Source organism: Ectothiorhodospira haloalkaliphila ATCC 51935 (assembly GCF_000633935.1).
Lineage (GTDB): Bacteria > Pseudomonadota > Gammaproteobacteria > Ectothiorhodospirales > Ectothiorhodospiraceae > Ectothiorhodospira > Ectothiorhodospira haloalkaliphila.
Window position 1 is genome coordinate 1,708,397 of the sequence record NZ_KK214998.1, and the last position, 17,129, is coordinate 1,725,525.

Here is a 17,129-nt window from a genome sequence, read left to right on the forward strand (position 1 = left end):
CCTCGATCTCGGGGCGCAGCATCCTGGCGGCCGCCACCAGACTGGGCGCGATCTCCGCGGTCATCACCGCCACTTCCACCGCCTGTAGCTTCCCCGACCAGCGGGCCGCCAGACAATCAGGTATCAGGGAAAACGTGCGGTGCCCCTGCGGGCAATACCAGCGGGCGATCCGTGCCCCCCGAGGCCGCTTGCGCGCATAGCTGCCGTGGCGGGCAAAGCCACAGCCCCCGGCAGGATGCAGCGGACAACACGTCAGGCTTGCTTTCAACCAGCCTTGCTGGGTAACGTATTGTTCGCCGGTCAAAGGCGTTCTCAACCGCAATAGCACACCGGCCACCGGCCCGCACGGCGGCTACCGTGGCGGGCCACTTTTATGGGTTGGCCTCAGATCATGCCCCTGTCCGCCCCGATCCGCCAGCCCGGTGAATCAATCCGGGCACTTCGCCTCACACCCGACTCACACTCTGCCACCACGCTGGCTCTATCAACGAGGAAATAATCCGCTTCAGATCAGGCGGTGATCAGCGATTTGGGGTGGGAAACAACAGCGGCGTCACGGACCCGATGGCCGGCGACGATGGTGTCCTTCAGTTCACCCAACTGCGTGACTACCGTGGCCGAGGCGTGGTGACCACCGCGACCTACGAGGCGCGCGCCCGGGGTGTGCATTCCGGCATGGGCCTGATGACCGCCGCCCGGTGGTCACGGAGGCCGAGCGAAAGTCGGTCAGTCGCGAGACCACCTTCGAGCGTGACCTGCACCCGAGACATGACCGTGCCGAGCTCACCGGGATCCTGGTGGCACTTTGCGAACGGGTGGCCGCTGATCTGCAGGCGCTGGGCGTGCGTGGACGGACCGTAGGCATCAAACCGCTCGAACCGGACAGATTACTTCCGCTTCGTCTGCCCATGCCAATAGTATTTGTTAGCGTTCGCGGGAGTCCCGGACCGCGTCAAGTATGTTTGACGTTGTGACTCTCGCGCTGACTCCAGGTACGTCAAACGGCGACCTGGGCTCCCTACGCTTCGCGCGTAGCGAAAATGTACTGCCGTCCTTTCTCCTGATTTCTACCTCTTCGCGCTGAGCCAGGACCAGCACTTTCGACAAGTTTTGCCGAGCCTCAGAGTATGTAAATACCTTCATCACGCTTACTCCAGCAACCTGATCCCAAGTTCTGTCGCCACCTGCTTCATGCGACGATCAAGGGTCAGCAATGGACACGACAGCTCCTGCGCGCATCGCAAGAAATATGCGTCATACGCGTAAATGTCTTGCTCCAGAGCAAGCTGCAGCGAGCTATGTATATCTACGGACATCAACCGAACGGGAATCCGTCCAATCGCCTTCTCGGCCTCCAAAGCCTCTGGCTGCGTAAGTTGACGGCGCTTAACTGTTACGTCCCACCCTATTCAGGGCCTCCTATCCCGCCCTCTTGAGTAGAGATGAAGTGGCCGTCCCGAGCCGAGTCCAAGAGGTGGGAGTCTACAAGCGCCTCCGGGTCACGCCGCTGATCCAGCCATCGTGCCAACCCCAACAACGCTTTAGAGGTAACCTCGAAAAATACGTTCTGCTCAGTCATGATACAGATCAAGGGTGAGCTTGACCCGCCCGGTCCTGCCTGAACCAGCTACCCCCGGGGTTAGCTGACCCACCCATGCGCTATACTTGTATGACATCTACCCTCATAGGAACGTCCCCATGCTGGCAGTACGCCTCCCTCCTGAAATTGAGCAACGCCTTGAGGCGCTGGCCAAGGCCACCGGTCGCACCAAGAGCTACTACGCCCGCGAGGCCATCCTGGAACACTTGGACGACCTGGAGGACATCTACATGGCCGAGAAGGCCTTGACCCAAGTTCGACGCGGGGAGATGAAGACGCACAGCCTCGAGGACGTGGAGCGCGATCTTGGCCTGGCGGATTGAGCTCACCGACGACACCCTGAAGCAGCTGAAGAAGATCGGTCATGCAGATGCCAAGCGCATCCGGGACTTTCTGCGTCATCGTCTGCAACCGTTGGAGGATCCCCGGCAAATCGGGAAGCCGCTGACCGGCCAGCTGGGAGACCTATGGCGCTACCGGGTGGGCAACTACCGAGTCATCGCGAGCATCGAGGATCATGAATACGGCTTCCCCGCCTGTTGTTTCCCAGATTATTCCACCCTCCTTTTCTCACACGGATTCTGGCTGCAGGCCGAGGGTTTTTCCGGATTATGCCCTCGGCCTTCACCGATGCGTTTGCGCAGATGGCAGATGTTATATTGCCGGGTGGTTTTGAACGGCCCTCGTCCGCCCAGTGATTTCGGGTGCGCGAAAGCCCGGACGACGAATCCCCCTCTGGAGGCTGAGCGATGGACAGACAGCGTGCCCTTGACCTGCTAAGCCGCAGCAAGCCTGAGTTGCAGGCCCGTTTCGGCGTGACCCGACTGGCCCTGTTCGGCTCCACTGCCCGTAATACGGCGAGCAGTGGCAGCGATATCGATGTGTTGGTGGCCTTCGACGGCCCTGCCACCTCCAAACGTTACTTCGGCGTGCAGTTCTACCTGGAGGACATGTTTGGCTGCCCGGTCGACCTGGTCACAGAAAAGGCCCTGCGGCCGGAGCTTCGCCCCTACATTGAACAGGAGCGAGTCAATGTCTGATGCCAGGCAGCGCGAATGGCGTTTCTACCTCGACGACATGATCGATAGCCCCTCCTGGCGCCAGCGTTCCTCTCCATTGTAGAGCACCACCGGCAGGGCAGGTGGCAGCTTGCCGCTGGGCGTCAGTTTGTTCTGGCGGATCAGATCCTGGTAGAGCAGTCCCACATAGCTCATGATGCGCACCGCCATGAACCGGTCCACGCTGCTTTGAAATTCCAGCAGCAGGTACACATAGAGCCAGTCCTTTCCCCAGCGGATGCGCCAGATGATGTCATCCTCGCGATCACGCAGTTCGTCGGTCACATAGGAGCCGCTGACCTTCTCCAGGGCTGAATCATTGGCCCGAGGTCAATATCCCGTTGCCCTCAGTTCAATGATGTCGGTGATCCTTTCGCCATCCCATCGATATTGCAGGTGCCTGCCCTGACGGGTTGGCCCCAGGGCGGGTGGTCTCAGGACACCCGCACACAGACCGCCCTCGGCATCCCTTACACTGGGATAGATGAATCCGTAACGACCTGCCTGTCGGGCCTGAAGTCCCAGATGCTGCGAAGGCCGCCAATCGTGGGGTCGAGGTAGGGCGTGCCAGTGGGGGCGCGAGAGGTCGAGCAGCGGCGCCCGGCAACGTCTGCCAGACTAAACCCGCATTTCCAGGTTGATCGAGGGTTCCGATGATTCACGGAGGAAACGCTACGCGGTGATGACGGGTTTCGGCCACTGCGGTGTGCTCGTCTCGGGCGCAGTAATACACGCCGTAGCCCCCATCGGAAAAACGACTCTGGGCCGGGTAGGTAAAGGCGGCCATGACCGGCGTGTATCCGGGCCCGAATCGGCGATCCTGTTCGGGTACCAGATGGATCTCGCCGGCCGCCTCGCGCAGGCGATTCGAGGTCAGGCCCTCGAGCTCATGGAGGGCCGCCAGATCGCCGGCTTGTCCGGCAACACCCTCGAAGAGGTCTATGGGTGGGAAACGGGAAGGTACGATCCGGTAGCTCTTGGGCCAATGCACCTCCACCTCTGAAAACTGGGCGAGAAGATCAGCCTCGGGCGGCATCCAGATGCTCCCGCACAGCCACCAGGTCTGCTACATGCCCCCCAAGCATGCGTTCAAGGGGGGGGTCCGCCAAAGCGGGGGTTGGTGTTCGGTCGTCTCACCCAGCCATGCGCGGATTCGGGCCTTGGCAGCAGGATATGCAGCGCTTTGTAGATGCCGAGAATCAGGGAGAGACGCTCCAGCAGGTTCACATCCGCCTGTACCCGTTCCGGGTCACGCTTCCAGCGTCTATAGGTTGGGCCGGAGACCCCCAGCAGTCGCGCTGCCTCCTGCTCCTTGAGCCCCCATGCCCGGGCAATGTTTGGATAAGCCCGCAACCCGGCGGCAGCCAGTTTCTGGCGTTGCTCCGTCGTCATCGTCTGCATGGGGCACCTCCTGGGAAATGGCCTGTTTCGTTATGGAACACTTGATCGTTCTTTTAATTATAGCGCTCAAATGATCTTTCTGTCTTTCTGGTTCGCGAAGCGCACCATGTGGTGTAAACCATGACCCATGGTCGATGTTGTCACGAAACGTAATTGCGTCTATCAAACGGCGTACCATGTGATCTGGTGCCTGCGAATATCTGGCTTTTGCCGACCCTGAGCCGCCGTCGAGCCGTTGCTCACGAACGACTCCTCACTGCTGCCCTGCGGACGCCCGAAAACCTCCATCGAGGGCATCCTTTTTGGGACATTGCAATTCGTGCCGGCGACCGGAAGTACCCATAATCATGCAAGTCCGAAGCAGGCTTGCATTACTCTTCGAATATTACTCATAATGTGTACCATGAGTGCACAAAAAGAGGGGAAGCTGAAGAGTGTCTTGGAAGCTGTTCCCGCAGGCTTTGTGGTGGATGCGCGCTGGCTGGAGAACCACGGCGTCAGCCGGTTCCTCACCCGGAAATACGTGGATCGCGGCTGGCTGGAGCGCCTGGAGCGCGGTGTCTTCCGTCGCCCCACGCCGCATTCAGCCCCTCCGGACTGGAAGAGTTGCATCCTGTCTCTCCAGAAAATCATGGCTTATCAAGTCCATGTCGGCGGCATGTCTGCCCTTGACCTCCAGGGTTACCGCCACTATCTCCCGCTGGGTGCGCATCCGCCCGTGTGGGTCTACGGCAGTGACACACCAGGCTGGCTGTCGCGCCTCACCCTCGATGCACCGCTCATCAGCCGCCCCCTGTCCCTGTTCGATGACCCGTCGCTCGGTCTGACGGAATATAAACATGGCAATGCCCCGACGCTGCCCTGGGGCTGGACGCTCCGAATATCCTCGCCCGAGCGCGCGATCCTCGAAGCACTTGACGAACTGCCGGCGCATGAGAGTTTCCATAACCTTGACATGGTTTTCGAGGGGCTGGCGACGATGCGGCCCCGCCAGCTGACGGCGCTGCTGCAGAGCTGCCGCAAGATCAAGCTCAGACGCCTATTCTTCGTCTTCGCCGACCGCCACAAACATGTCTGGCGCGAGCGTCTTGACCCCGACGACTTCAACCTCGGCACGGGTGACCGCGCCCTGATAACGGGCGGCAAAATCCATCCGCGCTACCGCATCATGGTCCCGCCCGAATTCGTTGATATCCCAACGGGAGATGCCGATGGCCCGTGACGCCTATAGTGCACAGGTCGCGCTTCTGGTGCGCCTGCTGCCCTTCATCGAGGCGGAACCCGTGTTCGCGCTCAAGGGCGGCACTGCCATCAACCTGTTCTACCACGACATGCCGCGCCTGTCGGTAGATATCGACCTGACCTACCTGCCGGTCAAGGACCGAGCGGAAAGTCTGAGGGAGATCAACGAGACGCTCGACAGGATCATGGACGCGGCCAACGCCGGCATTCCGCGTCTCCGCGCGCAGCGCATCGAGGGTGGCAGTGGCGGCGCCACCCGTATCCGAGCCCGGCTCGACGGCGCCGAAGTCAAAATCGAAATCTCACCGGTCACGCGGGGCGTCGTGCACGATCCTGAACGCCGCGCCGTATCACCAACGGTCGAAGATGAATTCGGCTATGCCGCCGTCCAGGTTGTGTCATTTGAGGATTTGTTCGGTGGCAAACTCCATGCGGCGGTCGATCGCCAGCACCCGCGCGACCTGTTCGATATCAAGCTGCTCTACGAACACGAAGGGCTGACCGACGCACTGTTCCGCACCTTCCTGGTTTATATCGCCAGTTCCCCGCGCCCGACGCATGAACTGCTCGCGCCCCGATTGGGTGATCTGAACGAACCTTATGCCAGGGAATTCGTCGGCATGACGACCATCCCGATCTCCGTCGACGAACTCGAAGCGACCAGGTGTCGGCTCATCGCTGATATCCGCGGTCGCCTGTGTGACAACATCGTGCAATTCCTACTCAGCCTGCATGATGGCGAACCTGATTTTGGCGCGATCGGCTTGCCGCAGGCACAAACCCTTCCAGCCGTCCGCTGGAAACTCTTCAACCTGAAAAAGCTTGCGCACGAGAACGCAGCCAAACATGCCGCGCAGCGCAAGGAACTCGAAAATCTTTTCCGCAACTCGTAGCCCATGGGGCCGTGAGCTTGTTAGCGCGAGCAGGGGAAGCCGGGTTTGATGTCCTGGCCACTGCCAAGACCGCCCGTGGGTCGGCCTGCTTTTGGACACTGCGATTCCCAAGGCAGGGCGCGGGTATTGGAGGTGCCTTGCCGATCGCTGTCTCTTGGCGACCCTGAGCGGGCACCAAGACGCCCGGGACTAGCGGCCGCAAAGAACGATGCAGCGGACACTCACTCAAGATTGGGAAGACTGTACTGTGGGAAGTAATTGTAGCGAGAGATTGCGCCACCTCACGGAGTTGGCTGGAAGCCCGCGGTACTCCAGATCAGGCAAAACGAAAATCCGTCGCCAGTCCTGCAATGCCGGTTTTCGTCCTGTGCCGCTGGACAGGCGTCCCGGTATCCCTGCTCAAGCAGTATGGCTTCACGAACGGAATTCCCGGATCTGCTCCAGTTCCGCCTGTTCCGATTGCTGGGCTTTGAACAGATCCCAGCGCATCTGCAGGTTCAACCAGAAATCGGGCGACATTCCGAAAAAGCGCGCCAGACGCAGTGCAGTGCTTGGGGTGATGCCGCGCTTCTGGTTAACCAGTTCGTTGATGCGCTGATACGGCACATGAAGCGCATCCGCGAGGTGGCGCTGGGAGATCTGCATCGGTTCCAGGAACTCTTCCGCCAGCATTGCGCCGGGATGAGTCGGGGGGCGGTGTGTGGGAATTCGAACCATGATTCAGCCTCAGTGGCAATCCGTGATTTCAACCTGATCGGGGCCAGAGTCCGTCCAAGCGAAGCAGATTCGGTATTGCTCGTTGACCCGAATGCTGTGTTGCCCCTTTCGCTCTCCGGACAGGGCTTCCAGTCGGTTACCGGGCGGGACTCTCAGTTCCTCGACGCTCTCAACAGAGTCCAACAATTCCAGCTTCCTTGCGGCTACCCGCCAAAGGGACTGCGGGCAGACCTTGCGGGCGGCCTTTGACCCAAACCCGTTGAAGATATCTTCTGTGCCCCGATCCTTGAAGCGAATGATCATGGAAACACGGTATCACGGGTCTCATGCTATGGCAACGACCGGGGTGCTGCGGCGGCATCAGGACGACTGATTGCCAGTCGCAACGGGGTGCCTGTGTCGCTTGCCGGTGTCTGCGCGATCTGCCGTCTGACCTGAACGGTTCTGAATGGGATTAAGCTGGCGGGGGCGCCCGCAAAGCTTTCGATTGCGGACTCCTGTGCGCATGACGTGAGCGACTATTCAGGGCCGACACCCGACACCAGCCTACCTTCGCATGCAGGTTAAACCGGCTCTGCGGGTGGTGTTGGGCGCCAAACTGTCCGGCATGCAGGCGCCATCGAAGTATCTCCGGTGGACAACCCGGGCAAGTGGGTGGACATTATGACGCATGAACCCGCATGCGCTGCAGGAGTGGATTGCCGATCTCGCCGAGGCGTTCGCCGTGCCCGGCGTGGCCGCGGGTGTGTGGCACGCCGGAAAGGTGAGTTTTGCTTGCCATGGCGTGACGAGCATCGAGAACCCGTTACCGGTCGATGAGCGCACGCTGTTCCAGGCGGGATCCATCGGCAAGACATTTAGGTGAAACTCGTGAGCGGCCAGGCGGCTCGGTACGTGTTCGTGGACGGACCCCTGCCGGGTGTGACCGGCTATTTTGTCCGTGACGGTCATGGTCGGGCACAGGCGCTGCATCTTTTCGGGCGCCGACTGCCGCTTCGGGAGCCGTGACTGCCGTGTTGATGGGAGGAGACCTGAAGGAGAGCCACCCATGAAATTTTCGCAAGCGTTCAAAGGGCAGGAGCAGGACATCATTGATCTGTTCCATGCGACCTTTGCCCGCGCCGAGGGCGCGGAGGAGGGCGCATTGATCGGCAATCTGGTCCGCCATCAGATGGCCGGTACCGCCGAGCCGGATCTCCATGTCTTCCTCGCCGAGAGGGATCGAGCCATTGTTGGCGGGGCGATCTTTTCCCGGCTGACCTACGATCAGGATGACCGGTCCGTGTTCATCCTTGCGCCGGTGGCCGTTGCGAGCGAGTGGCAGGGGCAGGGTGTCGGCCAGAAACTCCTGGCCCATGGCTTGGAAGCGCTGAGGAACGCCGGGGTTGACGTGGTCCTGACCTATGGTGATCCGAGCTACTATTCGCGTGTCGGCTTCAAGCCCATCACCGAGTCGCTGGCCCCGGCGCCCTTTGAATTGAAGCAGCCCGAAGGCTGGCTGGGACAATCCCTGACGGGTGGGGAGGTGCTGCCTTTCAAGGGGGTACCCCACTGTATCCCGGCGCTCAATGATCCTGTCTTCTGGTAAGGACGCTCACATCCAAGCGATCCATACTGCGGCCGGATCGAGCAACTGCATGTATCCTGCGTGCGATGTGGGTCGACATGAGGAATCGCCGTGTTCGAGTTGGATGAACGTCTGGAGGCGGACAGCGTGGCAGTGGGCATGCGGGATGGCTGCCTGGTGCGGCTATTTCGGGATGCGCGCTATCCCTGGCTGCTTGTGATCCCGGCGATGGGCTGCTTCCGCGAGTGGTGGGAGCTCGCGCCGGGTCAGCGCATTGCGGTGGACGGGGTGCTTGCCGAGTGTGCCCGTGTGCTGTCACTCCTGCCCGGCGTTGAAAAGACCAACCTTGCGACGCTGGGTAATCTGGTGCCCCAGTTGCACTGGCATGTGGTGGGGCGCCACGCGGGTGATCCCGCCTGGCCAGGGCCGGTCTGGGGGCACGGTGATCCGCAGCCTTACGATCCTGGGGAGCAGGCGGACCTGGTGGCCCATCTGCGCAGCGCGCTGGATCTTCATGCTCTTGACGAGACTGAATCTCACCGCGTGCGATAGGCCGGCTCGCTCAACACAGCGCCTGTTCGACCAGGTTCAAACATTGAAATGATGCCATGAACCCATGCCAGACAATCCTTGCCATTGATGCCGCCTGGACACCCACCCAGCCCAGTGGCCTGGCCCTGGTTCAGCAGCGAGGGTGCGATTGGCATTGCATCGCTTTGGCGCCCAGCTATCAAGGTTTTGTGGAGTTGGCGGCGGGCATCACCACCGATTGGACTGTGAGGCGCATCCCGGGCAGTGAACCAAAGTTGCCTCAGCTGCTCGAGGCGGCGGAGCGCCTGGCAGGACAACCGGTGGACTTGGTCACCCTCGACATGCCGGTGGCAAAAACCCCGTTATCGACCCGGCGCGGGGCGGATCGGGTGGTCTCCCGGGAATTCGCCAGCCGCTGGTGCGCGGCCCATTCGCCCACCGCGACACGGCCAGGCCAGCTGGGTGCCCGAATCTCGGATTTCCTGTCTGCGACCGGTTACGCGCTGGCCACCACGGCAACGCCGTCACCGGGACGGCAGCAGTTTCTCGAGGTGTATCCCCATGTGGCCCTGTTGTCCTTGCTGAAGCGTTCGCGCCGGGTCCCGTACAAGGTCAGCAAGTCGACGAAATACTGGCCGGGGGAGCCGTTGCCAGAGCGGATCAGGAGTCTCCTGCGCGAGTTCGGTGCCATTCGTGAGGCGCTGGGTCAGGTCTTTGAGGGGATGACGCTGGTACTCCCGACCCCGGATAACGTGAAGAGTCTGGCCGAGCTCAAGCGGTATGAGGATGTCCTGGATGCGCTGGTCTGTGCGTGGGTGGGGGTGGAGTACCTTGCGGGGCGCACAGTGCCCCTGGGTGATGAGGATGCGGCGATCTGGTGTCCGAGGGATGTGGTGCGCACTGAGTCCGCCCTTGGAGGCTGAGCGATGGACAGACAGTGTGCCCCTGACCTGCTAAGCCGCAGCAAGCCTGAGTTGCAGGCCCGTTTCGGCGTGACCCGGCTGGCCCTGTTCGGCTCCACCGCCCGTGATACGGCAAGGAGTGGCAGCGATGTCGATGTGCTGGTGGCCTCCGACGGTCCCTCTACCTCCAAACGTTATTTCGGCGTGCCCGCTGGGGGAGCAACACGCGCCGTATTCATTCCAAGAAGGCCTGGTGCGGGCCCGTCTGCTCGGGTGCCTTGAGCCAGTCGACCAGCTTGCCCAGGACGTTGAGCATTTCCTGCTCGTCACGGTTGTTCTCCAGCCGGAAGAGGGTGGCGACCACATTGCGTGCTGGTAGAGCAGCCCCACATAGCTCATGATGCGCACCGCCATGAACCGATCCACGCTGCTTTGAAATTCCAGCAGCAGGTACACATAGAGCCAGTTCTTTCCCCAGCGGATGCGCCAGATGATGTCATTCTCGCGATCACGCAGTTCGTCGGTCACATAGGAGCCGCTGACTTTCTCCAGGCTGGTGAAATCGAGTTGTTCCACCCAGGCTTCCTTGACGAAACCGGTCAGCAGGTCGCGAACCATGCGTGGGTGAGAAAAGAGCAGCTTGTAGCTGTTGTCGTGATGGGTCATGGAGATAGGTGGTCTGGTCATCCGGTGTCATGAAAAAGGCCATGATGAGGATACCGCAAAGGTGCGTCGAGATACTCGAATGAAACCGCATCCTGGGGCCGGTGATTGGATATCCACCACATCTTTCATCGAGAAAGCCATGGGCAAGAAAGCGCTGGTGGGGTCGGAACCCGCTTGATATTTTGTCTGTTTTGTCTAAAGTAGACAAAATCTTGCTCCCTGCAAGAAGGAGGGGCTCATGCGCACCATCACCGCCAGCGAGGCAAAACAGGGCTTTGCCAAGTTAATCGACACCGCCAGCCGGGAGCCGGTGATTATCCAGCGCCAGAAGCGTGATGTTGCCGTGGTGCTTTCCATGGCAGAGTACGAACGCCTGACAAGACTCAACGTCGCCGAGTTTCAGCGTTTTTGTGACCGCATCGGCAGTCAGGCCAAAGCCGCCGGCCTGGACGAAGCCAAACTGGCTGAGTTGCTCGCCTCGGACGATTGAAAACCGGCGATGCGCACGGAAGAAACCCGCTTGGTCCTGGACACCAATACCCTGATCAGCCGCATGCTGGTGCCACAAGGCACAGCCGGGCGTGCCGTGGACAAGTCGCTGGCCCAAGGCGTTCTGCTGGCCTCCGAAGAAACATTGACCGAATTGGCCAATGTCCTTTCCCGCCACAAGTTTGATCGTTATGTTTCTCTCGAAGCGCGACGGCAATTTCTCCAATTGCTCGGCGGAGTCGTCCGTGTGATCCCCATTCAGCATCGCATCCAGGCCTGTCGCGATCCGAAGGATGACATGCTGCTGCATGTGGCCCTCAATGGCGAGGCACAATATCTGGTCACCGGCGATCAGGATTTGTTGATACTTGGCAGTGACTTTTGGAAAAGCCACGGGCTGCGCATCCTCTCGCCGGCCGATTATCTTGCGTTGCCATAAACTCTGTTTGCCGGCTCGCAGGATAGCGATGCACACTGGGGCTGCGCCTTCATCGGCTCCAGCAACATCAGCCGCCAGGCCCTGCAGCAGGGGCTGGAATGGAACTACCGGATCAACTATCCGGGTGACAAGGGCTTTCTGGAAACCCGGGCGCGCTTTCAGGCCCTGTTCAGTGATCCGGCCAGCGTGCCGTTGTCGGACGAGTGGATCGACGCCTACGAAGCCCGCCGCATTCTGCCGGAGCGTTCATGGGAGCCGGGCAGCACCGAGTCGGAGCCGCCGCCCACGCCCACGCACATTCAGGCGCAGGCCCTGGAGGCACTGGAGCAGACACGCCTGGATGGCTACCGGGGTGGTCTGGTGGTCATGGCCACCGGCCTGGGCAAGACCTGGCTCGCCGCCTTCGACACGCAGCAGATGGGCGCCCGCCGGATCCTGTTCGTGGCCCATCGGGAAGAGATCCTCAACCAGGCCGCCGCCACCTTTGCCCGCATCCGCCCCAGCGCCCGGATCGGCTTCTATCACGGCCGCCAGCGGGACGCCCGGGTGGATATCCTCTGCGCCTCCATCCAGACCCTGGGCAGGATGGATCACCTGGAGAACTTTGAGCCGGGGCATTTCGATTACATCGTCGTGGATGAATTCCACCACGCTGCCGCGCCCACCCTGACGGATCTTGCTGCCCGATCATGGCAGGTGTTGCAGCGTCGACGCCCGCTGCTGGACGACCTGCCGGAATTGGGTCATCCAATTGTTGGATTGTGATCCGTCCAACCGTGCTTTTTGACTCGAGGATTATGGGCGCAATCCAGGAAATTTTCTGTCTGGTGTTGCTTTCGCAACCATCGAAGGTACTCACTGAGCTTTGGAGTCGTGGCAAGGCAGGGGCAGGGTATAGGGACGTGGAAAAGCTCTTTATCGATCAACTGATGGGGCGGGGCTGGCGGTCAGCAGCCCGGTATCCTTGGGGCTGTGCACGATTCGGCGGATTCATGGACAATGCCGCATGGACGGCAACCGCTGCATTGCCCATCTCGACATGGATGCGTTTTACGCGTCTGTAGAATTGCTGCGCTACCCGCAACTGCGGGGGTGGCCCCTCGTGGTCGGCGGGCGCCGTGTCACGGCCCCGATGGCCGGCGACGACGGTATTCTTCAGTTCACCCATCTGCGTGATTACCGTGGGCGAGGCGTGGTGACCACCGCAACCTACGAGGCGCGCGCCCGGGGTGTGCACTCCGGCATGGGCCTGATGACCGCCGCTCGTCTTGTGCCGGACGCGGTTCTGCTGCCCGCTGATTTCACGGCCTACCGGCACTACTCGATGCGTTTCAAGACGGCGGTTGCCGCCCTTGCACCGAGGATCGAGGACCGCGGGATCGACGAGATCTACATCGACCTGACCTCCCACGGCAGCGACCCTGAAGGTATCGCCCGCCGGATCAAGGAGACGGTGCGTACGGCGACGGGGTTGTCCTGTTCGATCGGCATCGCGCCCAACAAACTGCTGGCGAAGATGGCTTCGGAGTTCGACAAGCCGGACGGTCTCACGCGCGTGGGTCCGGCGGATCTGGTGGAACGGATATGGCCGTTGAAGGCCAGCAAGATCAACGGGATCGGGCCCAAGTCCACAGAGCGGCTGGCGCGTCTGAACATTCATACCGTCGGTGATCTCGCCCGGACAGAACTCGGCCTTTTGCAGGAACACTTCGGGCCCCGATATGCCGTCTGGCTGCATGACGCCGCGCATGGACGTGACGACCGGCCGGTGGTCACGGAGGCCGAGCGCAAGTCGGTCAGTCGCGAGACCACCTTCGAGCGTGACCTGCACCCGAGACAGGATCGTGCCGAACTCACCGGGATCCTGGTGGCGCTTTGCGAACGGGTGGCCGCTGATCTGCAGGCGCTGGGCGTGCGTGGACGAACCGTGGGCATCAAGCTGCGCTACGCGGACTTTCGCACACTGACCCGGGACCACACGCTGCGTGATCCCATTGATGCGCAGGCGGACCTGCTGGCCGCAAGCCGGGAGTGCCTGCGCCGGGCGCCACTGGATCAGCCGTTGCGGTTGCTGGGTGTGCGCGTGAGTGCTCTGGTACCGGTTGCCGATGTCGCTGAAAATCCTGGAGTCTGGGAGCAGGGCGAGTTGGCCTTCGACGAGTGAAGCTGACGGCGTACGGCGTAGTGCGCCAGCGTGATGCAGCCACCGAAGACCACCAGTAACTGGGCGAGGGGGATGGCTGGACTCGGCCATCCTGGTAGCCCACCCGCTACGAAGCGCTCAATCACCAAGGCGATGAGTACGCCGCTGGCTGCCACCTTTGTCCACCACTCTGCTGAATCTTTCAGGGTCATTGTTTCGACTTCCCGATATGGATGCCTGAGGGTGGAGGCGTGGTGGAGGATGCTCTCATTCAGCAAAGGTCGAGATGAGGTACTTCAGGAGCTACAATCTGACCGAGGTTCATTTCCCGGGAGGCCCATGACAACCCTGACCATTGATTTGCCGGATAGCTTGGCCAAAGAAGCCAAGGACGCCGGATTGCTCGACCCGCATGCCATTGAAGCGATGTTGCGCGAGAACCTGCGCCGCCACGCGATCGACGACCTGTTCACCGCCGCCGATAAGCTGGCGGCAGCAAAATTTCCATCAATGACCATGGAAGAGATTCAACAGGAAGTAAACGAGGTGCGCAGGGGCAGAAACGTGCGTCTGGTGCTTGACACCAACATCCCTGGCAGGGAATCCAGATTCTCAATGCCGCCAGCGCCTTGAACGAGGTCATGCCGGGTGGTATGACGACAAAAAGAGACCGCTGCGATTGAACCACTTCACTTCGCGGTCACGATGTGGCGCTCGAAACCATCCGCGTACAACTTCCGTCGGGGGCTTCCGACATCACCTGCTGGCCGGATGCCCTGCGGGTCTTGCCAAATTTTGCCAATGAACCTACGCTTTTCCCATGAGCACGATGAACATCTCTCTCCCGGACAGTCTGAAGTCCTTCGTGGACGAACAGGTCAGCCAGCGCGGCTATGGCACCAGCAGCGAGTACGTGCGTGAATTGATCCGCAAGGATCAGGAGCGCTTGCATCTGCGCAAGCTGCTGTTGGCAGGAGCAGCCTCGGTCCCGGCGGGAGCAGCCGATGCCCGTTACTTTGAAGGCCTGCGTGAACGGGTGCGCAAGAGCGGCAAAGCCGGCGCTCACGAGTGAAAGCCAAGGCGGTCATCCCGCGTGAGCAGGCCCACCGGGATGTTGACGAGGCTCTTGCCTACTACCTGGGTGAGGCGATGGAAGCCGTGGCGCTCGGCTTCATCGATGCACTGGAGGAGGCCTACGGCCACATCGGTCGCCATCCTGCAACGGGCTCACCGCGCTACGCACACGAACTCAATTTGCCCGGCCTGCGCGCTTGGCCGCTGACACACTACCCGCAGGTCGTGTTCTACGTCGAGCGTCCCGACCACATGGACGTCTGGCGCGTGCTGCATGGTAACAGGGACATCCCGGCGTGGATGCAAGAGCCCGACGACGTATGACGGTCGGAACGCTGCGGCATTTCTGGATTTCTGGCGGCGTCAACAATAGAAGCAACCTTCACAACCATCACTACCGTCACACCGGGTTAGCGCTTGTGATGGTTGTGACGATCACGATGCTCACCGCCTATCGTAATGGTCGACTCACGCAGCCGTGGTCGGGAGACAGCCCGGACGGCAGGAAAGCCCGGTGTTCATCACGAAGAACCGGTGGTTGCTTGCAACCAGGTCGCTGCCCGGAGTGGTCCGCAGGCGCGTCGCGGATTTGGGCCGACCACTGCCACCGGCGGTCATCGGTTGTCTCGACACGAACCGGGTATTTGGCCTGCGCTGACCCAGCGGCCGCAAACCATTTAGTCCTTTGCCGCGCTGGAATGAAGTGATCGTGGCCATTACAGGAAGGAGCACCCGCGCCATGAGCGAGTATCAGTATTACGAATTCACGGCGGTCGACCGTTCTTTGAGCGTGCAGGAGCAGACCGAGCTGCGCCGCTACTCGTCCCGGGCTCGAATTACGCCTGGCGGGTTCGTCAACGAGTACCACTGGGGTGATTTAAAGGCCGATCCTCTGGCCTTGCTACGGCACTACTTCGACGCGCATGTCTATTCGGCGAACTGGGGCACTTGCCGGCTACTGTTGCGCCTGCCCCGATCGTGTTTCGAAGAGGGAACGCTCGCGGACTATGCGGCCTTGGTGCCGGAAAACGGCCCGTCGTCCGTCTATCCTCCCGCTTTTCGAGCTTTGAACAACGGGGAACACTGGATACTGGAGTGGTGGTTCAACGACGAATCCCGTTCGCACGATCGTTTCTGGATTGAGAACGATGGTCCTGGTTGGATGACACGCCTGCTGCCACTGCGGGAGGAGCTGCTGCGCGGAGACACCCGCCCGCTCTATCTCGGGTGGCTTGCGAGGGTCAGTGAAGGCGAGTTCGATGCGGGGGATTCCGAACCGCCACTACCAGCGGGGCTGGGGGCGCTCACCCCGGCGCAGAAGGCGTTGGCCGATTTTCTCCTGCTAGATTCGGACCTGATCGCGTCAGCCGCTGTAGCAAGTCCCGAACTGCCGTCGCCGCAAGCGGCTGAATCGGACATCGACGACTGGCTGGCCACGCAGGCCGCCGAGACTCTACGTGCTCCATTGCGGCTGATGCTGCTGGGCCGGTCTTCGGAGGCCGAACGGCGGCTGCGCGGCGAATTCCTTGCCTGGCAGCGCACGCAGCGCCAGATGGTCAGCTGTCCGGCTCGACGCACCTTGACCGTCATTGAGTCCGGCGTGGAAATGGCACGCAGCCTGCGTCTCGAACGCGAACGTGAAGCGCGTGAAGCCGAAGAGGCCAAGCAAAAGGCAGAACGCGCAAGCTATCTCGCGGGAGTAGCCAAACAGGCGGATCGTGCCTGGCACGACATCGACGCGCTCTTGCAGCGCCGCACCGGTGCCGCCTACGACGAGGCCCTTCAGCGCCTGCAGGATCTGGCCGAGGCCCTACATGCTGCCGAGCGAGGTCAGGAGTTTCGCCGCGACCTTGAAAAACTGTTGGTGACTCACGCCGGGCGCCCCGCATGGATGAAGCGGCTCGACAAGGCGGGCCTCCTGCGATGATCACCACCAGGGAAAGAACGGATCCTTGCCCATCCCCTCGATGGCTTCAAAGTCGCTCTTGCCCAGGGTGAGCAAATGAGGGATGCCGCAATGGCATCGTCAATCAGTGCCAGCCCCGCATCTTCCAGGCGAGCTTGGTCACGGATTTGCATTTGGTATAGACTCGGATACAGGGTGCGTTACCAACTCCACAATGCGTGTTTCCGGTTCTACTGCCTTTTGTTCCATGAATTTATCGTCCTGAATTCAGTGGATGGTACACCGCCAATCACGCAGTGAAGGTTTCAAGGATTGGATTTGTGCGCTAAAGTGGTACGCACGCACCAAATCAGCTCATCTTCCAAACCCGCACTTCTGACGCGGTTTAGTGCGCTCGGATGGGACGTTGAGTATGCACTTGCAGGCTGTCACTGTAACCCCCGCCTGTCCGGATTAATGCAGCAAATGCGGGGAACCGTTGTAGGGATTTTCCTACACGCC

The 17,129-nt window shown here is 61.0% G+C and carries 26 protein-coding genes and 3 pseudogenes; 20 read left to right on the forward strand and 9 right to left on the reverse strand.

Going from position 1 to position 17,129, the window contains the following annotated elements:
- Positions 1 to 304 (reverse strand): annotated as a pseudogene (locus ECTHA_RS20095) (hypothetical protein); the annotation flags it as partial.
- Between the two features lie 394 nt (positions 305 to 698).
- Between ECTHA_RS20095 and ECTHA_RS20760 the strand changes: the two are divergent.
- The 4 genes from ECTHA_RS20760 (at position 699) to ECTHA_RS0115780 (ending at position 2,640) form a co-directional block, all read left to right on the forward strand.
- Positions 699 to 974, forward strand: a complete 276-nt coding sequence (locus tag ECTHA_RS20760; protein ID WP_084307071.1) for a DinB/UmuC family translesion DNA polymerase — start codon at positions 699 to 701, stop codon at positions 972 to 974.
- 724 nt (positions 975 to 1,698) lie between these two features.
- Positions 1,699 to 1,923 carry a type II toxin-antitoxin system RelB family antitoxin gene (gene relB, locus ECTHA_RS0115775; protein ID WP_025281197.1) on the forward strand — a complete coding sequence of 75 codons (225 nt, stop codon included), beginning with the start codon at positions 1,699 to 1,701 and terminating at the stop codon, positions 1,921 to 1,923.
- Positions 1,907 to 2,380 carry a type II toxin-antitoxin system RelE family toxin gene (locus ECTHA_RS19685; protein ID WP_084307075.1) on the forward strand — a complete coding sequence of 158 codons (474 nt, stop codon included), beginning with the start codon at positions 1,907 to 1,909 and terminating at the stop codon, positions 2,378 to 2,380. The genes relB and ECTHA_RS19685 overlap by 17 nt, the downstream gene beginning before the upstream one ends.
- The gene (locus ECTHA_RS0115780) at positions 2,350 to 2,640 is read left to right on the forward strand and encodes a nucleotidyltransferase family protein (RefSeq protein WP_008933016.1); all 291 of its coding nucleotides are present in this window, start codon (positions 2,350 to 2,352) and stop codon (positions 2,638 to 2,640) included. Before ECTHA_RS19685 ends, ECTHA_RS0115780 begins: the two co-directional genes overlap by 31 nt.
- Positions 2,641 to 2,700: 60 nt before the next feature.
- Here the strand turns inward: ECTHA_RS0115780 and ECTHA_RS0115785 are convergent.
- From ECTHA_RS0115785 to ECTHA_RS18695, 5 genes and pseudogenes are all read right to left on the reverse strand, one after another.
- Positions 2,701 to 2,967: pseudogene (locus tag ECTHA_RS0115785) on the reverse strand (Rpn family recombination-promoting nuclease/putative transposase); the annotation flags it as partial.
- Positions 2,968 to 2,988: 21 nt separating this feature from the next.
- Positions 2,989 to 3,252, reverse strand: coding sequence for an RES domain-containing protein (locus tag ECTHA_RS20735; RefSeq protein WP_169738299.1), 264 nt, complete (start codon positions 3,250 to 3,252; stop codon positions 2,989 to 2,991).
- A gap of 64 nt (positions 3,253 to 3,316) precedes the next feature.
- Positions 3,317 to 3,694 (reverse strand): RES family NAD+ phosphorylase, encoded by a 378-nt coding sequence (locus tag ECTHA_RS20565; protein ID WP_169738294.1) that lies wholly within the window; start codon positions 3,692 to 3,694, stop codon positions 3,317 to 3,319.
- Complete coding sequence (locus ECTHA_RS20765) at positions 3,678 to 3,743, reverse strand: hypothetical protein (RefSeq protein ID WP_473216906.1); 66 nt, start codon at positions 3,741 to 3,743, stop codon at positions 3,678 to 3,680. The genes ECTHA_RS20565 and ECTHA_RS20765 overlap by 17 nt, the downstream gene beginning before the upstream one ends.
- 4 nt (positions 3,744 to 3,747) lie before the next feature.
- On the reverse strand, positions 3,748 to 4,059 hold the full coding sequence (locus ECTHA_RS18695) for an antitoxin Xre-like helix-turn-helix domain-containing protein (protein WP_203225302.1): 312 nt from the start codon (positions 4,057 to 4,059) through the stop codon (positions 3,748 to 3,750).
- Between the two features lie 403 nt (positions 4,060 to 4,462).
- On the opposite strand from ECTHA_RS18695, the gene ECTHA_RS0115805 reads away from it, so the two are divergent.
- Together ECTHA_RS0115805 and ECTHA_RS0115810 are read left to right on the forward strand one after the other, a co-directional pair.
- The gene (locus ECTHA_RS0115805) at positions 4,463 to 5,281 is read left to right on the forward strand and encodes a type IV toxin-antitoxin system AbiEi family antitoxin domain-containing protein (protein WP_084307077.1); all 819 of its coding nucleotides are present in this window, start codon (positions 4,463 to 4,465) and stop codon (positions 5,279 to 5,281) included.
- Positions 5,271 to 6,194: a nucleotidyl transferase AbiEii/AbiGii toxin family protein gene (locus ECTHA_RS0115810; RefSeq protein ID WP_025280972.1), complete on the forward strand. Its 924-nt coding sequence runs from the start codon at positions 5,271 to 5,273 to the stop codon at positions 6,192 to 6,194. The genes ECTHA_RS0115805 and ECTHA_RS0115810 overlap by 11 nt, the downstream gene beginning before the upstream one ends.
- A gap of 414 nt (positions 6,195 to 6,608) precedes the next feature.
- Here the strand turns inward: ECTHA_RS0115810 and ECTHA_RS0115815 are convergent, their stop codons facing one another.
- Positions 6,609 to 6,911 carry a HigA family addiction module antitoxin gene (locus ECTHA_RS0115815; protein WP_026623879.1) on the reverse strand — a complete coding sequence of 101 codons (303 nt, stop codon included), beginning with the start codon at positions 6,909 to 6,911 and terminating at the stop codon, positions 6,609 to 6,611.
- A gap of 9 nt (positions 6,912 to 6,920) precedes the next feature.
- Positions 6,921 to 7,214, reverse strand: a complete 294-nt coding sequence (locus ECTHA_RS0115820; protein WP_025280973.1) for a type II toxin-antitoxin system RelE/ParE family toxin — start codon at positions 7,212 to 7,214, stop codon at positions 6,921 to 6,923.
- A 367-nt stretch (positions 7,215 to 7,581) separates the two neighbouring features.
- On the opposite strand from ECTHA_RS0115820, the gene ECTHA_RS0115825 reads away from it, so the two are divergent.
- From ECTHA_RS0115825 to ECTHA_RS19690, 6 genes are all read left to right on the forward strand, one after another.
- Positions 7,582 to 7,776 (forward strand): serine hydrolase, encoded by a 195-nt coding sequence (locus tag ECTHA_RS0115825; RefSeq protein WP_025280974.1) that lies wholly within the window; start codon positions 7,582 to 7,584, stop codon positions 7,774 to 7,776.
- Entirely contained in the window at positions 7,773 to 7,919 is a 147-nt protein-coding gene (locus ECTHA_RS19960) for a hypothetical protein (RefSeq protein WP_156946847.1), read from the forward strand. Before ECTHA_RS0115825 ends, ECTHA_RS19960 begins: the two co-directional genes overlap by 4 nt.
- A 40-nt stretch (positions 7,920 to 7,959) precedes the next feature.
- On the forward strand, positions 7,960 to 8,499 hold the full coding sequence (locus ECTHA_RS0115835; RefSeq protein WP_025280975.1) for a GNAT family N-acetyltransferase: 540 nt from the start codon (positions 7,960 to 7,962) through the stop codon (positions 8,497 to 8,499).
- Positions 8,500 to 8,589: 90 nt separating this feature from the next.
- Positions 8,590 to 9,030 (forward strand): HIT family protein, encoded by a 441-nt coding sequence (locus ECTHA_RS18700; RefSeq protein WP_203225303.1) that lies wholly within the window; start codon positions 8,590 to 8,592, stop codon positions 9,028 to 9,030.
- 56 nt (positions 9,031 to 9,086) lie between these two features.
- Entirely contained in the window at positions 9,087 to 9,932 is an 846-nt protein-coding gene (locus ECTHA_RS0115845) for a DUF429 domain-containing protein (protein ID WP_025280977.1), read from the forward strand.
- A 3-nt stretch (positions 9,933 to 9,935) separates the two neighbouring features.
- Positions 9,936 to 10,193 carry a nucleotidyltransferase family protein gene (locus ECTHA_RS19690; protein ID WP_084307079.1) on the forward strand — a complete coding sequence of 86 codons (258 nt, stop codon included), beginning with the start codon at positions 9,936 to 9,938 and terminating at the stop codon, positions 10,191 to 10,193.
- On the opposite strand, the pseudogene ECTHA_RS19695 reads toward ECTHA_RS19690, so the two are convergent.
- Positions 10,150 to 10,577, reverse strand: a pseudogene (locus ECTHA_RS19695) (Rpn family recombination-promoting nuclease/putative transposase); the annotation flags it as partial. The gene ECTHA_RS19690 and the pseudogene ECTHA_RS19695 overlap by 44 nt on opposite strands.
- Positions 10,578 to 10,815: 238 nt before the next feature.
- On the opposite strand from ECTHA_RS19695, the gene ECTHA_RS0115860 reads away from it, so the two are divergent.
- The 8 genes from ECTHA_RS0115860 to ECTHA_RS0115895 all read left to right on the forward strand — a co-directional run bounded on the left by ECTHA_RS0115860 (position 10,816) and on the right by ECTHA_RS0115895 (position 16,649).
- Positions 10,816 to 11,067 carry a type II toxin-antitoxin system Phd/YefM family antitoxin gene (locus tag ECTHA_RS0115860; protein WP_025280979.1) on the forward strand — a complete coding sequence of 84 codons (252 nt, stop codon included), beginning with the start codon at positions 10,816 to 10,818 and terminating at the stop codon, positions 11,065 to 11,067.
- 9 nt (positions 11,068 to 11,076) lie between these two features.
- Entirely contained in the window at positions 11,077 to 11,505 is a 429-nt protein-coding gene (locus ECTHA_RS0115865; RefSeq protein ID WP_025280980.1) for a putative toxin-antitoxin system toxin component, PIN family, read from the forward strand.
- A 186-nt stretch (positions 11,506 to 11,691) separates the two neighbouring features.
- The gene (locus ECTHA_RS0115870; protein ID WP_238984822.1) at positions 11,692 to 12,270 is read left to right on the forward strand and encodes a DEAD/DEAH box helicase family protein; all 579 of its coding nucleotides are present in this window, start codon (positions 11,692 to 11,694) and stop codon (positions 12,268 to 12,270) included.
- A 241-nt stretch (positions 12,271 to 12,511) separates the two neighbouring features.
- Complete coding sequence (gene dinB, locus ECTHA_RS18710) at positions 12,512 to 13,669, forward strand: DNA polymerase IV (protein WP_084307083.1); 1,158 nt, start codon at positions 12,512 to 12,514, stop codon at positions 13,667 to 13,669.
- Between the two features lie 318 nt (positions 13,670 to 13,987).
- Positions 13,988 to 14,281, forward strand: coding sequence for a hypothetical protein (locus ECTHA_RS18715; protein ID WP_025280983.1), 294 nt, complete (start codon positions 13,988 to 13,990; stop codon positions 14,279 to 14,281).
- A 196-nt stretch (positions 14,282 to 14,477) separates the two neighbouring features.
- Entirely contained in the window at positions 14,478 to 14,720 is a 243-nt protein-coding gene (locus ECTHA_RS0115885) for a type II toxin-antitoxin system ParD family antitoxin (RefSeq protein WP_419398006.1), read from the forward strand.
- A complete protein-coding gene (locus ECTHA_RS0115890; protein ID WP_025280985.1) occupies positions 14,717 to 15,046 on the forward strand; it encodes a type II toxin-antitoxin system RelE/ParE family toxin in 330 nt (109 codons plus the stop codon). The genes ECTHA_RS0115885 and ECTHA_RS0115890 overlap by 4 nt, the downstream gene beginning before the upstream one ends.
- A gap of 415 nt (positions 15,047 to 15,461) precedes the next feature.
- Positions 15,462 to 16,649, forward strand: a complete 1,188-nt coding sequence (locus ECTHA_RS0115895; RefSeq protein WP_025280986.1) for a hypothetical protein — start codon at positions 15,462 to 15,464, stop codon at positions 16,647 to 16,649.
- Positions 16,650 to 17,129: the final 480 nt, after the last annotated feature.